This window comes from Dactylosporangium sp. CS-047395, assembly GCF_050942185.1.
Taxonomy (GTDB): Bacteria; Actinomycetota; Actinomycetes; order Mycobacteriales; family Micromonosporaceae; genus Dactylosporangium.
The window spans coordinates 8,199,280-8,214,035 of record NZ_CP192015.1 but is presented as its reverse complement, the minus strand read 5'-3'; the positions used below and the strand labels follow the sequence as shown (position 1 = coordinate 8,214,035).

Below are 14,756 nucleotides of genomic sequence, written 5' to 3'. Positions count from 1 at the left end.
ACAGGGCGGCTCGACGATACGGTTGAAGTCATGCTAGTCCGACTGCACGACGGAAACACCATCGAGGCCACGGTCGAGGGCGACGGGCCGACCGTGCTGCTGCCGGTCAACCCGGTGCCGGTCGAGGGGGCGCAAGCCGGCGAGCTGCGGCGGTGGGGGGCCGACCCGGCGCTCGGGCGCCATCTCATCGACGGGCTCAAGGGCGCGTTCCGGGTGGTGGCGTTCGACTACGAGGGGCACGTGCTCGCCGTACCGAAGCCGGACACCCTCACCGCCGCGAACGTCGCCGGCGACGTGCTCGCCGTGGCCGATGCGACGCGATCCGAGCGGTTCGCGTTCTACGGGTACAGCTGGACGGCCCCCAGCGGGTTGCAGCTCGCGGCGCGCACGGACCGGGTCACGGCCCTGGCGATGGGGGGCTGGCCGCCGCTCGGGGCGCCCTATGCCGGGATGCTGAAGATCACGACGGCGGCCCATGCGATGGCGGTCGATCCGCCGGCGGAGCCCCAACAGACCGGGGACGCCTGGGCCGATGCCGAGTTCACGCTCTCCGAGGCGTCCACGCGGCAGTTCGTGACGCTGTACGAGGGGCTGCAGGACTTCGACGAGCGGGTCCGGATCACGTGCCCGCGGCTGTGCATCATGGGCGGCGCGGACTCGATCACCTACGACGAGCGGTGGGGCGGCACGACCATCGACCTGGCCGGGCCGGTCCGGGAGCACCGGGAGGAGCTCGAGGCCGCGGGCTGGGAGGTGCACCTCCTCGAAGGCCTCGATCACATGGGCGCGATGCAGGCGGCACAGGTCGTACCACTGCTGAAACCGTTCTTGGGGAGAGCGCTCTCTGGCGAAAACGGATAGCATCGCGCGATGCTGCGACTGGTGATCGGCGCCCTCCGCCGCCGGGGGGCGCAGAGCCTCGCCGTGTTCGCGCTCGCCGCGCTGTTCGTGGCCGTCGCCGCCGCCGGGCCGCTGTTCGACGCGGCGGCGGCCGAGCGGACCAGCGCGGCCGACCTGGCCCGGACCACGCCCGTCGATCGATTGTTGTCGGTGCGGCGGCCCGTGTCGACCGGGTCCGATCCGGCGGGTGCGCTCGGCGGGTTCCGGGCGGCGGCGCGGGACGTGCTGCCGCCGCCGGAGGGGCCGGTCACGCTCGGGCTGACGCAGACGCTGGTCGCGCCGGTCGGCGGGATCGGGAAGCTGGTGCCGATCGCGTACCGCGACCAGGCCTGCGACCACCTGCGCATCGACGGCGCCTGCCCGGCCGCGCCCGGCGAGGCGGTCGTCAGCCGGGCCGCCGCGAAGGTCCTCGAAGTGCGGGCCGGCGACTCCCTCGAACTGCGCGCGCAACAGGCCGGGACCGCACCGCCGCTGACGATCAAGATCACCGGTTTGTACGAGCGGAGCGAACCCGGCAGCGCCTGGTGGGCCGACCCCGCGTTCCCGCCCGGCCGGATCGCGGCCGGCGAGGAGACGACCGACCCGGTGTTCGTGCCGATCGGCTCGTTCACCGGACTGCTCGCCGCGCCGACCGCCGTCTACACCACCCAGGCGCCGCGGACGCTGCTGGAGGACGGCGTCGACGACATCGCGTACGCGCTGCGAACGGCCGGGTTCGCCTACGACGGGCCGCCGGACGAACTCCTCGCGCAGGTGGCCGGGGACCGGGCGGCGACCCGGCGCGGGGTCCTCGCCGGCTGGGTCCAGGCGCTCGTGCTGTGCGCGCTCGCCCTGGGCATCGTCGGCCGGTACACCGCCCAGGACCGCCGCCCCGACTACGCCCTGCTGAAGCTGCGCGGCGCCACCCGCTCGCGCACCGCCCGGCTCACCGTCTGGCAGCAGCTCCTGCCGATGCTCGCCGCCGTGCCGTTCGGGCTGGCGCTGGGCTGGGCGGCGGCCCGGGCCGCGGCCGGTGGGCCCGCACCCGCGGCGGCGCTGGCCCCGGCCGGGATCGCCGCCGCCGTCGCGCTCGCCGCCGGACTGCTCCTGCTGGTGCTGGCCGACCTGCCGCTGCTGCGCACCCCGGTCGCCGAGCTGCTGCGCCGGGCCCCCTCCACCGGGCGGCGCGGTGCGGCCCTGTTCGATCTCCTGCTCGTGGCCGGCGCCGCCGCGGCCCTCATCCAGGTGCGGTCCCAGGAGCCCGCGGGTGTACCGTCCGGCCTCGCCATCGTCGCGCCCGTCCTGCTGGCCCTGGCCGCCGCCGCCCTCCTCGCCCGGGCGGTGACGGCGCTCGCCGGGCGGGCCGGCCGCGGGGCGCTGCGGGCCGGGCGGGTGCCGTGGGCGCTCGCCGCGCTGCAGTACCACCGCCGCCCCGGCATCCACCGCATCTTCGCCCTCGTCGCCGTGGCGGTGGCGCTGCTCGGACTGGCCGGCGGGGACCTGCTCGCGGGGCGCGACGCGCGGGCCGATCGCACCGCCGTGGAGCTGGGCGCCGCGCGCGTCCTCACGGTGCGGGCGGACACCCAGACGGCACTGCTGCATGCGGTACACGAGGCGGATCCCGGCGGGAAGGAAGCCATGGCGGTGGCGTTGGACGACACCACCTCCCCGCCGGTCCTCGCGGTCGACGCGGCCCGGCTCGCGGCCGTCACCGCCGGAGCCGCAGCGCTGCCGCCCGACGTGGCCGCCGCCCTGGCCGCCGCCCGGCCCGCGAACCCGTCCACAGTGGACGGCACCGGGCTGACCCTGGCCGCGCGCAACGACTCGCCCGGGCCGCTGCGCCTGATCGTGCAGCTGGCCAACGCGAGCACCGGCGCGGCCGTCGCGGTGACCCTCGGCCCGTTCGCGCCCGGCGACCACGAGGCGAGCGCGCCGCTGGCCGGCTGCGGGGCGCCCGGCTGCCGGATCGTCGGGCTGGCGCTGATCGGCCCCGGCGACGAGGACGGCAAGCCGATGGCACCCGCGGCCTCCTCCAGTCTGACGGTACGGTCGCTGCGCCAGGACGGCCCCGCCGCGCTCGTGCTCGACGCCGGCCACCTCGGCGACCCGGCCCGCTGGCGCGCGGTGCTCACCGGCCCCGGACTCGTCGTCGCCGCGGACAAGGGCGCGCTGACGCTGCGCGTGCCGGCGCCCCTCCCGGACGGCAACGCGCAGGTGCGGCCGGACAACCACGCGTACCTCGTCGACGGCGCGCTGCCGATCCCGGCCGTGCTCGCCGGGGACCCGCCGCGGGACTGGGGCTCGGCCGAGCCGACCGCGACCCCGTTCGGCTCGCCCGCGCAGCCGGTGCGGATCGTGGCCCGGCGCGCCGTCGTGCCCGTGCTCGGCCGCGCCGGGCTGGTCGTCGACCTCGACGCGGTCGCCCGCGCGCTGCCCGCCCCCGGCACCCCCGGCACCCTGCAGGTGTGGCTCGGCCCGTCCGTCGGCGACGCGCGGGCGGCGGCCATCGCCGACCGGCTCGCCGCGGCCGGGGTCGAGGTCCTCGGCACCGAGACCGCCGCCGAGCACGCCGCCCGCCTGGCCGAGCAGGGCACCGCGTTCGCCGCCCGGTTCCGGCTGCTGTCCGCGGTCGCCGGGCTGCTGCTGGCCGCCGTCGCCGCCGCGGCCGCGGTGTCGGTCGAGCGGCGGGTGCGCGCGGCCGAGGTACGGGCCATGCGCGTGCAGGGCGTGCCGGCCCGCGCCACCCGGACCGCCGCCGCCGGCGGGCAGGCCGCGCTGCTCGTGCTCGGCACGCTCGGCGGGGTGCTCGCGGCCGCGTTCGCCGGCTGGCTGATCGACGCCCCGGTGGCCGCGTTCGTCGACGACTGGCGGCTGACCGCGCCGCCGCCCGCCCTGCGGCCCGGCGCGCTGGCCGCGGCCGGGCTCGCCGCGCTGCTCCTGCTGGCCGCCGTGTCCGGGCCGGCCGCGCTCACCGCACGGGGTACCGACGCATGATCTCTCTGGTTCTGGCCATGCTGCGCACCCGCCGCGGCCAGGCGATCACCCTGGTGCTGCTCGCGATGCTGGCGGTCGGCGCGACCGTGGCCGTGCCCGCCTACCTGGCCGCCGTCGACCTGGCCGTGGCCCGGGGCGAGGTCGCCGCGGCCGGACCCGACGAGCGGGCGATCACCGTGACCTCCGAGGCCGACGTGCGCGGCACCGCGTACAGCATCGACTTCGACAGCGTCGCCGGCGCCCTGCTCGACCAGCCCGGTTTCGCCCACGTCTACGGCGTGCAGTTCCCGGTCGTCGGCCTGGAGCCCGGCGGCGACGGCGGCTCGCACGTGGTGTTCCGCCAGGACGCCTGCGCGCACCTGGAGATGGTGACCGGCCGCTGCCTGCTCGGCGCGGGCGAGATCCTGCTCGGCGAGCAGACCGCCGAGCGGCTGCGGCTGGCGGCGGGCGCGCGGGTCGTCGTCGCGTACGCCCGGATCGAGTCCTCCCTCAGCGGCATGGCCAAGTTCGTGGCCGCCGGCCCGCCGAACGAGGTCGTGGTGGCCGGCGTGTACCGGCCGGTGGCCCCGCAGGAGCAGTACTGGGGCGGCCACGGGTACTTCGCCGCCGACGCCCTCGGCCGCCGCGCCGAGCCGGTCTTCACCAACGCGGCCACCATCGAGCGCCTCCAGCCCGACCACGCGACCGTCTCGCTCGACGCGACCGCCGACCCGGCCGTGTTCGACGCGATCGGCCCGCTGCGCGACCGGCTGACCCAGCTCCAGCAGCGGGCCAAGTCGGTCGGCGGCGACTACCAGGTCAGCACCCAGATGCCAGGCCTGATCGACCGCGTCGAGCAGAGCCGCGACCTGGCCCGCCGCAGCGTACCCGCGGGCGCCGTCCCGCTGCTGCTGCTCGCCTACCTGGCCGTGTACCTCGCCGTCGACTACGGCGCCGAGGGCCGCCGCCCGGAGCTGGCCGTGGTCGCGCTGCGCGGCACCCGCTGGTGGCTGCGGCTGCTGCTGGCGATCGGCGAGTCCGTCGCCGCGATCCTGGCCGGGGCGGTCGCGGGCCTGATCGCCGGCCGCCTCGCCGTGGCCGCGCTGATCGGCTGGCGGATGCCCGGCGTCGCCTTCGCCGCGTTCGACGTCCTCGACGGCCTGGGCCTGGCCGCGCTCACCGCCCTGGGCGCGATCGCCGTCGCCGTGACCGCCCAGCGCCGCCACCTCGCCGGCCCGGTCGTCGACCTGCTGCGCCGCGTGCGGATCCGGACCCGGCTGGGCTGGCGCTCGGCGGTCGTGGTGGCGGTACTCGCCGCCGGCGCGCTCGTCCAGCTGTTCACCAGCCACGGCCGCCTCGAAGGGGTCGGCCTGCTCGCCCCGGCGCTGTGCATCGCCGCCCTCGCCGTGGCCTGCGCCCGCCTGCTCGCCCCGGCCGCCCGCGCGCTGGGCCGGTGGGCGCTGCGCCGCGGCCGCCTCGGCCTCGCGCTCGCCGCGCTGCAGGCCGGTCGCCGCCCGGCCGCCCAGCGGATGCTGCTGCTGCTCATCACCGCGACGGCCGTCCTCGGCTACGCCGTGAGCGCCACGGATGTCGCCGCCCAGGACCGCGACCTGGCCGCCCGGATCGGCACGGGCGCCCCGCGGGTCCTCGCCGTCGGCCCGGTGACGCGGCAGCAGTTATTGCATGCGGTACGCCAGGCGGACCCGTCCGGCCGCTGGGCCATGGCCGCCGCCCGCCTGCCCGCCGGCGCTCCCGGCGAACCGGCCAAGCTCGCCGTGGACACCGCCCGGCTGCCGGCGGTGGTGCCGTGGCTGCCGCAGTACGGCGCGGTCGACCCGGCCCGCCTGCCCGCCCTGCTCCATCCGCCGGCCCGCGACCCGGTCGTCATGGACGGCCGCATGGTCCGCTTCGACGTCGACGTGACCAGCACCGGCAAGGAGCCCGTCCGCGTGAAGGCGGTCCTGGTGTCGACCACCGGCCGCGGCTCCGCCGTGTCGGATCTGGGCACCGTGAACGACGGCCCGTACACCTTGGAACACACCGACGACGTCTGCACCGACGGCTGCCGCCTGGCCGCCCTTCGGCTGAGCTCCGACCGCATCGGCGGCGCCGCGATCGACGCCACCATCACCCTGCGCGGCCTGTCCGCGCCGTCCGCCGACCTGACCGACGCCGACCACTGGCGGGCCACCGGCGGCACCCTGACCGCGACCGGCGCGGGCCTGCGCTTCGCCGTCCGCGGCGTCCTGACCGACGGCGCCTGGTTCCAGCCGGCGGACGCCCCGTACCCGCTCCCGGCCGTGTCCACGGTCCCGCTCCCGGCGCAGGTGGCCGGCGTCGACGGCCGCCCGACGGACGTCCGCCCGGCGGGCCGGGCGGTTGCGCTCCCGCGCGTGGGCTCGTTCGGCGCGCTGGTCGACCTCGAGTACGCGGACCGCGTCTCCGCCGACGGCGGCGCGGCCACCTCGCCGGAGGTCTGGCTCAACACCGCGGCCCCGCCGGACGCCCTGGCCCGCCTGGCCAAGCAGGGCCTGATCGTGACCGGGGACCGCGACATCGCCTCGGTCCGCACCCGCCTGGACGGCGAAGGCCCGGCTCTGGCCCTGTGGTTCCACCTGCTGACCGGCGCGCTGGCCGTCCTCCTGGCCGCGGGCGGGATCACGATGATCGCCGCCGTGGACCGCGCTTCCCGCGCCGCCGATGCCTCGGTCCTGCGCGCGCAGGGCCTGACCCGCGCCTCCCTGCGCCGGGCCGCGCTGTGGACGTACCCGGCCCTCGTCCTGGCGTCGGGCGTGCTGGGGCTGCTCGCCGCCCTGGCCGTGTGGCGCCTCACCGGATGGTCGCTGCCGATCTTCGGCGCGGCGACGAACCTGCCCGCGCTGCCCCTGCCGAACTGGCCGGTGACCCTGGCGCTGCCGCTGACCTGGCTGGCCTCGATGCTCCTGCTGACGTTCGTAGCGGCCCGCAGCACCGAGAGGGTATCCTGAGCCATCGACGTCCATCGTTGGAGGTCTTGATGCGTGCTCTGGTGCTGCTGATCGTGCTCGCGTTCGGATCCGCCGCCGCCGATGCCTCGCCGGGCGTGACGGCGTTCGAGCACGCCGCGGGGACCGCGTGGTGGCATGATCCCGCGAGCGGGCGGCTCGCGGTGAGTGTCGACGACACCGTACGGTCGGCCGATGCGCTGACCCGTGCCGTGCAGCGGTCCGGGGGCACGGTGGTGCGCGAGCCGGGGACGTTGCGCAAGCACATCGCCGGGGCCGATCCGTTCTTCGGCGCGGCCGGTGGGCGGTGCCTCATCGGGTTCAACGCGCGGTCGCTGCCCGACTACTACTTCCTGACCTCGGCGCATTGTGTCGGGGCGGTCGGGTCCACCGTGTACTCCGACGCGGCCCACACCGTGGTGCTCGGCACGGTGGCCACGAAGAACGTGTCCTACGACTACGCGCTCGTGCACTATACGAACACCACGATCGCCAAGCCCAGCGCCGTGAACCTGCACACCGGGACGCTCGCGCCGATCAAGAGCTTCGGGACGCCGGTCGTGGGGCAGACCGTCACCCGGGTCGGCGGGACCGCCGGGGTGCACACGGGACGCGTGGCCGCGCTCAACGCGACCGTCAACTACGCGGACGGCACGGTGTACGGCCTGATCCGCACCACCGTCTGCAGCGAGCCCGGCGACAGCGGCGGGCCCCTGTTCGCCGGGACGGTCGGCTACGGCATGACGTCCGGGGGGAGCGGCAACTGCACGAGCGGCGGCGTCACGTACTTCGCCTCCGCGGTGCGGGCGGCCTCAGGCTACGGGGTCGGGCCGTACTGAGCGAGGAGCCGCCCGGGCGTTGATGACATGCGTTACCGTGCGCTGCGTGCAGAACTCGATCGACGCCGCCATCGTCGCGGTGACCGTGTACCCCACGCAGGCCCGGGTCACCCGCCGCGGGCGCACCAGCCTCGAGGCGGGTGAGCAGGCCGTCGAGGTCGGGCCGCTGCCGATGGGGCTCGACGGCGACTCGATCCGGGTCAGCGGGCGGGGACCCGCGACCGTGCTCGGCGTCGACCTCGTCCTGCGCCGGCGCGACAAGCCGTCCGACGCGACCGTCGCCGGGGTGACCGGGGAGCGCCGCCGGCTCAGCGCGGAAAGTGACGGGATCGAGGACGCGGAGACGGTCCTGCGTCAGCGCCAGGCCTTCCTCGTCGCGCTCGGCGAACGCGCGACCGGCGCCTACGCTCGCGCCCTGGCCGGCGGCGACGCGCAGGCCGAGTCGGTCACGGCGTTCTCGGCCACGATGGGTGACGAGCTCGCGACGGTACTGTCCGGGCTGCGGGACCTGCAACGCCGCCGCACCGAGGTGACGGACCGCATCGCGGCGCTGGACCGCCAGCTGCGCGACCTGTCCGGCAAGCGCGAACCGGACGCGCGCTACGCCGTGATCACCCTCGCCGTCGCCGCGCCGGGCACCGTCGAGCTGGACGTGTCGTACCAGGTCCCCGAGGCGGGCTGGCGCTCGACGTACGACGTGCGGCTGACCGGCGACACGCTGCAGCTGAGCTGGTTCGGGCTGGTCGAGCAGCGCACCGGCGAGGACTGGCCGGAGTGCGAGCTGGCGCTGTCCACCGCCCGCACCACCGGCAGCGCGTCGGTTCCAGAACTTTCGCCGTGGTACCTCGACCCGCTCCTTCCCCCGCCGCCGCCCGTCTACGCCTCGCGCTCGTTCGGCGGCGCACCTCCGCCACCCGGCGCGGCCCCGGCCCCGGCCTCGATGATGGCCGAAGTCGCCTTCGACCTCGCCGCGCCGATGCAACAGAGCCAGGCCCGGGTGGAGGAGGGCACGACGGCGGCCACCTACCGCCCCGCCCGCGCCGTGGCCGTCCCCGCCGACGGCACCACCGCCCGCGCCACGATCGCCGTGCTGGACCTCGCCGCCCACCTCGACTACGTGACGGCGCCGGCGGGCAGCAGCGACGTACACCTGCGGGCTCTCACGACGAACTCGTCCGCGCACACCTTCCCGCCCGGCCCGGCCGCGGTCTTCCACGAGGCCGACTTCGTGAGCCGGACCGCCCTGGCCACCTGGGCCCCGGGCGAGGAGCTCGAACTGGCGCTGGGCCTGGACGACCGCGTCCGGGTGGAACGCGAACTGACCAAGCGCACGGCCACGAAGGCCACCCTGGGCTCGACCCGCCGCCGCGAGGTGGAGTACCGCACCACGATCGCCAACTACACCGGCCGCGAGATCCGCCTGACCGTCCTCGACCAGCTCCCGGTGAGCCGCCACGACGGCATCACGGTCCGCGAAACGGCGATCGACCCGCCCCCCGCGGAGCGCACCGAGCTGGGCGTCCTGACCTGGCGGGTGGCCCTCCCGGAGGGCCAGTCGTACGTCGTCCGCCTGGGCTACCGCGTCGAAACCGCAAAGGGCCTGGAACTCTCCGGCTGGCGCGAGTGATGATATGAGGCCCTTGCGATGTATCTAGATATGTCGATGTCAGAATAGTGTTTGGCGGGTTCCCCTTGACTGAGGAGGTACCCGATGCTCCGACGCAGGCTGGCCGCCGCGCTACTGACCGTGCTCGCCCTGCTGGGCGTCCAGTTGGTGGCCGGCGGGCAGGCGTACGCCGCGACCCGCACCCTGTACTACGATTCGAGCACGGCCCAGGAGTTCGTGTCGGTCGTCGACCAGGCCGCGACCCTGTGGAACACCAAGGTGACCAACGTCCGCCTGGTGAAAGCCCCGGCCGGCCGCACCCCGAACATCCGCGTGTACGCCGACAACGGCTGGCCCCGCACCTACACCACCTCCCTGGGCAACGGCCGCTGGTACATGGGCCGCGAGGCGGTCAACGACGGCTACTACCGCCTCCGCATCGCCACCCACGAATTCGGCCACATCCTGGGCCTGCCCGACAACCGCACCGGCCTGTGCAGCGACCTGATGTCCGGCTCGAGCGCACCGGTCTCCTGCACCAACGCCAACCCGAGCACGGCTGAGGCCGCGCAGGTACAGCGAAACTTCGCCTCCGGCCTTGTCCCGTCAACGAACGGCGCCGAGGTGGTCTACATCGGCTGACGCTCCAGGCCCCCGGGCTCAGGCTCGGGGGCCCCGGCAGCTCCCTGATGCGTGTCGAAGAACTGTTCCGCTCCCGCCGCTGAGCCGCTGCCGTGTGAGGCCCGCTGCCAGTGCCGCCGGTCCGATCCGTTCAACCCAGACGGTGATCTCCCCGGCCACGAGTCGTGACCAAGGCACCTTGTGCGGCGACGAAGATCTGCTTGCGCGGTGCCTCATCGGTCTTCCCGCAGCACCTCGCGGGCCCCTCAGCGTTCGCTGCTGAAGAACCGTAGCAACAGCGGGCCGACGGTCTGTGGGTCGACGACGTGATCCGGCCCCTCGAGGGTCTCCCGTTGAGCGTGGGGTAGTAGGTCTGCGAGCTCGTCGGCCGCGCGGTCGAAGAAGTCCGAGGGCAGGCCTGCCATGTAGGGGACCGTGATCGGTCCTCCGGTGGTGACCAGAACTGGTTGGGTGACCGTTGCCAGTCGATCGGCCGGCAATTGGTAGCGGTTGAGGAAGACGCTGTCGTGGACCAGCGTGGGCGCGAGGGCGACCGAATCCGCCCAATGCGCCGTCTGCTTGCCTGCCGCTTTCCTGGCCGCGATGTTGTCGTCGGAGGCGCCGGTCACGCGCATGAACAGTTCGAGAACCTCCTCGTCCCGCCCGGCGTCGAAGGCGCGTCGGGTGTTCGCGATGTACTCCTCGAATCGCGGGCGTATGTCGTCCCCGACCACGTAGGGCACCTCCCACACGGCGATCGTGTCGATGGCTGACCCGGCCGCGGCGGCTTCCAGCGCCAGCGCTCCACCAGAGGACGCCCCGAACAGGTGTGCCGAGCCGCCCGCCTCCGCGATCAACGCATCCAGGTCCTCGATCTCCCTTTCCACGGCGTAGGGCTCGGTGAAGCCGCTCGCGCCGCGTCCCCGACGGGCATAGTTGTAAACCGTGAAGTGCCCGGCGAGAGCAGGTACCAAGGGAGCGTTCTCGGCTCCGTCGTCCAGTCCGCCGCCTACCAGGACGACAGCCGGGCCGCTTCCCTTCCGGTCGTAGGCGATGGCGGTGCCATCGTTTGACGTCACGCGAAAGGCCATCTCGTGCATCTCACATCTCCGTTCGGGAGGTTCGTCTCAGCGCCTGAGCAGCGTGGTAGCGGCATCTATGTCTTGTTGCGGTAGAGGACCATGGTGATGGGACCGAAGACCGCGACGAGAAGTACGGACGAGACGAGCACCCAGCCGATTTCCCCGGCGGGTACCGAGCCGTCCATCAGGCCGCGTACCACGGTCGCCAGGTGGGTGATCGGGTTGACGTCGACGACCGCCTGCATCCATCCGGGCATCGTCTTCGGGTCCACGAAGATGTTGCTCACGAACGTCAGTGGGAACATCACCATCATGCTGACCCCCGCGACCGAGTTCGGCGTGCGCAGGATCAGGCTGAGCATCGTCCACAGCCACGACAGGCAGAACGAGAACACCAGCAGCAGCGCGACCGAGAGCACCACGCCGGCGGCGCCGCCCTCCGGCCGGAACCCCAGGACCAGTCCGAGCGTGATGACGATCGCCGACCCGATCGAGTAGCGCACCAGATCGCCGAGCAGGGCGCCGACAAGCGGGGACGGTCGCCACACCGGAAGTGACCTGAACCTGTCGAACACCCCCTTCTGGATGTCGGTGTTCAGCGTTATGCCGGTGTTCATGGTGATCATGACGTTCGCCTGCACCAGGATGCCGGGCAGCAGGAACTGCAGGTACGCCTGTGTCGAACCGGCGAGCGCGCCGCCGAACAGGTAGGTGAACATCAGCGTGAACATGATCGGGAACATGGTCACGTCGACGAGCTGCTCGGGCACGTGTTTGATCTTCAGCAAAGCGCGCCAGCCGAATGTCAACGAGGTGCGCACCGGGCCGGGGCGAGACGGCCGCTCACCTGCCAACAGCACACTGCGCAGCGCGCCCTCGGTGACCGGCGCCGACGCCTGCTCCGCGGTCGTGGCATTCATGCGTCATCCTCCTTGGGTGTCTCCTCGGACGGGTGTCCGGTCAGGGTGAGGAACACCTCGTCCAGGCTCGGCTGACCGAGCGCGAACTCGGTGACGTCGATGCCGATGCGGGACAGCTCGGCCAGGGCGCGGGCGACCCGCTCGGGGTCGGAGATGCGCGCGGACAGCGCGGCCGGGTCGGCGGACGGCTCGGCCGGCACCTCGAGGACGCCGGCGAGGACCCGTTCAGCCTCGGCCCGCTGCCCGGGCGCACGTAGCCGTACGTGCAGAGAGCCGGCGCCGACCGATGCCTTGAGCTGGCCGCTGGAGCCCTCGGCGATGACCTTCCCGTGGTCGATCACCGCGATGCGGTCGGCCAGCTGGTCGGCCTCGTCGAGGTACTGCGTGGTCAGCAACACGGTGGCGCCCTCGGCGACCATGCCCCTGACGATCTCCCAGACCTGGTTCCTGCTGCGCGGGTCGAGCCCGGTGGTCGGCTCGTCGAGGAAGATCAGTTCGGGAGTGACGACCAGGCTCGCTGCGATGTCGATGCGCCGGCGCATCCCGCCGGAGTACTTCTTCACCTGCCGGTCGGCGGCATCGGCGAGGCCGAACGCGTCGAGCAGGTCGGTCGCCCGCTCCTTGCCTCGGCGGCGTGAGTAGCCGAGCAGTCTGGCGAGCAGCAACAGGTTCTCCACCCCGGTGAGGTCCTCGTCGACCGACGCGAACTGCCCGGTGAGGCTCACCCGGGTCCGTACCGAACGCGCATCACGCACGACGTCGTAGCCGAGCACTTGCGCCTCTCCGGCGTCGGGGCGCAGGAGCGTGGCGAGCATGCGGATCGTGGTGGTCTTGCCCGCCCCGTTCGGGCCGAGCACGCCGTACACGCCCCCGGCGCTCACGGCCAGGTCCACACCGGCGACCGCGTGGGTCTTGCCGAAGCTCTTCTTCAACCCTCTCGCCTCGATCGCGAGCTTTCCCATGGGTTCGAGTCCTTCTGTCGGTGGTGCGAACGGATTGGTTGAACTAGTCAAGTTTGACTACTTGGCCAGAGTGCACGGAGGGAACGTCTAGTCAAGGTTGATTAGGCGCGCATCTTGAGGTGACCGGCGACCGTTCGCCACGAACCCGGATCATCGGCCATGGTGTAGGCGCCCTCAGACAGTCGTTTGCTCAGGCTCTTCGCCCACTCCAGTTCGGTGCGTGCGTGTCCCGCCCACAGTTCGGCCTGATCGCGGACGTGTTCGGGAATGTCGGGGTTCGGGTTCTCCCACCCCTTGGCCTGCCCTGCGAGCTCCGCTTCCAGGCGCGCGACCCGCTCGTTCACGTGCGCGATGGCATCTGCCCTGGTCAGCATGGGCAACATGGCGATGGCCGCGTCGCGCATGGTGGGGGCATGCGTGCGCCGCAGACCGTCGCGGACCAGTTCGACCATCTCGTCACGTCCCCGAGCTGTCGCGCGGTACAAAACGCGCTCCGGCCCGGAGTCGCCCGGCTCGGCGTGTTCGGTGAGGAGACCATCAGCCGCCGCCTTCTTCAGTGCGTGATAAATCGAGCCGGGCTTGATCTTGGCCCAGATCTCCGCACCCCAGCTCTGCAGTTCGGACCGCACCTGGTAGCCATGCGCGCCGCCGGAGAGGTGCACGACACCGAGTACCAGGAGCTTTGTTGCCGACACGCGCCCACCTCCGCTTGTCTCGATCGCGACCTTTCCCATGGGTTCGATTCCTTCTCTCGGTGTCGCGAACGGATGGGTAGAGACTAGTCCAGTTTGACTACTTGGCCAGTAGTACACGAGGAGGGAACGTCTAGTCAAGTTTGATTAGGCGCGGATCTTGAGGTGACCGGGGACCGTTCGCCACGAACCCGGATCACCGGCCATGGTGTAGGCGCCCTCAGACAGTCGTTTGCTCACGCCTATTCCATTCGACGGGCTCGCTGCTCGCCTGCGCCGCGTGTGAGGCACGCCGCCGATGTGACCGCTCGGGTCAGTTCAACCCAGACGGTGATCTCACCGGCCACGAGTCGTGGCCAAGGCACCGCTTGCGGCCAGGCTCAAATCATTGCTCTTCCTCCCTTAGAGATAAAGGCTTGTCGCTTTTCGCCTTTGACTCTTCGGGCTGGCGCTGCGTCGGAGCGTCGGTTGCCGGGCCCGGCCTCAGCGGGGGCCACGGATCCGCCCGTAACGGTTCCGGAGCTTGCCGTCCAAGCGGGCCACGGCACCGACAGGTACGAACGTTGCAGCTGCGCTGACTGATCCGGCCATTGATTCCGTGACCAGCTTCCGCCGAGACTGGCACTCCGGCCGGCGCTCGCGCCCGACCCCTTCATCGGATATGCCTCGAGGAGCAGGGTGGCATTCTTCCGCAAGACAGAGCCGAAAGATGAACTCGCTGAACTCCGGCTTTCCGTGCAGCAACGTGGTCAAGCCAAGATTCCAGAGGCAGCAGCGTACGTGGACCAGTACCTGCAGGGGATTGCGGCAGACGCCGGAGTTGATGCCGACGATGCCGGGCGGGCCTGGCTGCGCGACCGCCTCCGCATGTTCATGGTCGTCGGATGGGCGTCCTGGTTCCAGGTCCTCGACCGCATTCCCGAAGGCCAGCAGCTGCGGGGCGAGTGGGTGCAGCTGACGCTCGACGCGACACGATTCGGCCCCGAACATCTGGTCGCATGGTGGTGGCTCGTCAGCGAACCGCTGTTCCGGCCCTCGGTCGCCAACCAATTGACCGAGATGCGCGGTGCCCTGACCGACAGCGCTTTGGCTCTGCGCCGGCAGGGCAACCGCTTCGAGGACGAGATGGTCGACTGGAAGAACTTCTTCAACTGACGACTCGTTGCGCTGGGGATCGGACGGGAATTTCGATGTATAC

At 72.7% G+C, this 14,756-nt stretch carries 11 protein-coding genes; 7 read left to right on the top strand and 4 right to left on the bottom strand.

Annotation, left to right across the window (positions count from 1 at the left end):
- Positions 1 to 30: 30 nt before the first annotated feature.
- The 6 genes from ACQP00_RS38600 to ACQP00_RS38575 all read left to right on the top strand — a co-directional run bounded on the left by ACQP00_RS38600 (position 31) and on the right by ACQP00_RS38575 (position 9,923).
- Positions 31 to 861, top strand: coding sequence for an alpha/beta fold hydrolase (locus ACQP00_RS38600; RefSeq protein WP_433205897.1), 831 nt, complete (start codon positions 31 to 33; stop codon positions 859 to 861).
- Between the two features lie 9 nt (positions 862 to 870).
- Positions 871 to 3,873 (top strand): FtsX-like permease family protein, encoded by a 3,003-nt coding sequence (locus tag ACQP00_RS38595; protein ID WP_433205894.1) that lies wholly within the window; start codon positions 871 to 873, stop codon positions 3,871 to 3,873.
- Positions 3,870 to 6,839 (top strand): hypothetical protein, encoded by a 2,970-nt coding sequence (locus tag ACQP00_RS38590; protein WP_433205891.1) that lies wholly within the window; start codon positions 3,870 to 3,872, stop codon positions 6,837 to 6,839. The genes ACQP00_RS38595 and ACQP00_RS38590 overlap by 4 nt, the downstream gene beginning before the upstream one ends.
- A gap of 29 nt (positions 6,840 to 6,868) precedes the next feature.
- On the top strand, positions 6,869 to 7,675 hold the full coding sequence (locus ACQP00_RS38585; protein WP_433205888.1) for a S1 family peptidase: 807 nt from the start codon (positions 6,869 to 6,871) through the stop codon (positions 7,673 to 7,675).
- Positions 7,676 to 7,721: 46 nt separating this feature from the next.
- Positions 7,722 to 9,302 carry a mucoidy inhibitor MuiA family protein gene (locus ACQP00_RS38580; protein WP_433205885.1) on the top strand — a complete coding sequence of 527 codons (1,581 nt, stop codon included), beginning with the start codon at positions 7,722 to 7,724 and terminating at the stop codon, positions 9,300 to 9,302.
- A gap of 84 nt (positions 9,303 to 9,386) precedes the next feature.
- The gene (locus ACQP00_RS38575) at positions 9,387 to 9,923 is read left to right on the top strand and encodes a snapalysin family zinc-dependent metalloprotease (RefSeq protein ID WP_433205882.1); all 537 of its coding nucleotides are present in this window, start codon (positions 9,387 to 9,389) and stop codon (positions 9,921 to 9,923) included.
- 245 nt (positions 9,924 to 10,168) lie between these two features.
- Here ACQP00_RS38575 and ACQP00_RS38570 read toward each other — a convergent pair whose 3' ends face one another.
- The 4 genes from ACQP00_RS38570 to ACQP00_RS38555 all read right to left on the bottom strand — a co-directional run bounded on the left by ACQP00_RS38570 (position 10,169) and on the right by ACQP00_RS38555 (position 13,600).
- Complete coding sequence (locus ACQP00_RS38570; RefSeq protein ID WP_433205879.1) at positions 10,169 to 11,002, bottom strand: alpha/beta fold hydrolase; 834 nt, start codon at positions 11,000 to 11,002, stop codon at positions 10,169 to 10,171.
- Between the two features lie 56 nt (positions 11,003 to 11,058).
- The gene (locus ACQP00_RS38565; protein ID WP_433205876.1) at positions 11,059 to 11,904 is read right to left on the bottom strand and encodes an ABC transporter permease; all 846 of its coding nucleotides are present in this window, start codon (positions 11,902 to 11,904) and stop codon (positions 11,059 to 11,061) included.
- Entirely contained in the window at positions 11,901 to 12,866 is a 966-nt protein-coding gene (locus ACQP00_RS38560) for an ATP-binding cassette domain-containing protein (protein ID WP_433205873.1), read from the bottom strand. The genes ACQP00_RS38565 and ACQP00_RS38560 overlap by 4 nt, the downstream gene beginning before the upstream one ends.
- A 101-nt stretch (positions 12,867 to 12,967) precedes the next feature.
- Positions 12,968 to 13,600, bottom strand: a complete 633-nt coding sequence (locus tag ACQP00_RS38555) for a PadR family transcriptional regulator (protein WP_433205870.1) — start codon at positions 13,598 to 13,600, stop codon at positions 12,968 to 12,970.
- 636 nt (positions 13,601 to 14,236) lie between these two features.
- Here ACQP00_RS38555 and ACQP00_RS38550 point away from each other — a divergent pair.
- Positions 14,237 to 14,713 carry a hypothetical protein gene (locus ACQP00_RS38550; RefSeq protein ID WP_433205867.1) on the top strand — a complete coding sequence of 159 codons (477 nt, stop codon included), beginning with the start codon at positions 14,237 to 14,239 and terminating at the stop codon, positions 14,711 to 14,713.
- Positions 14,714 to 14,756 lie beyond the last annotated feature (43 nt).

Excerpts from the sequence above, each read along its gene's own strand:
- ACQP00_RS38600 (WP_433205897.1), top strand. The coding sequence starts at position 31 with ATGCTAGTCCGACTGCACGACGGAAACACCATCGAGGCCACGGTCGAG.
- ACQP00_RS38595 (WP_433205894.1), top strand. The coding sequence starts at position 871 with ATGCTGCGACTGGTGATCGGCGCCCTCCGCCGCCGGGGGGCGCAGAGC.
- ACQP00_RS38590 (WP_433205891.1), top strand. The coding sequence starts at position 3,870 with ATGATCTCTCTGGTTCTGGCCATGCTGCGCACCCGCCGCGGCCAGGCG.
- ACQP00_RS38585 (WP_433205888.1), top strand. The coding sequence starts at position 6,869 with ATGCGTGCTCTGGTGCTGCTGATCGTGCTCGCGTTCGGATCCGCCGCC.
- ACQP00_RS38575 (WP_433205882.1), top strand. The coding sequence starts at position 9,387 with ATGCTCCGACGCAGGCTGGCCGCCGCGCTACTGACCGTGCTCGCCCTG.
- ACQP00_RS38570 (WP_433205879.1), bottom strand. The coding sequence starts at position 11,002 with ATGCACGAGATGGCCTTTCGCGTGACGTCAAACGATGGCACCGCCATC.
- ACQP00_RS38565 (WP_433205876.1), bottom strand. The coding sequence starts at position 11,904 with ATGAATGCCACGACCGCGGAGCAGGCGTCGGCGCCGGTCACCGAGGGC.
- ACQP00_RS38560 (WP_433205873.1), bottom strand. The coding sequence starts at position 12,866 with ATGGGAAAGCTCGCGATCGAGGCGAGAGGGTTGAAGAAGAGCTTCGGC.
- ACQP00_RS38555 (WP_433205870.1), bottom strand. The coding sequence starts at position 13,600 with ATGGGAAAGGTCGCGATCGAGACAAGCGGAGGTGGGCGCGTGTCGGCA.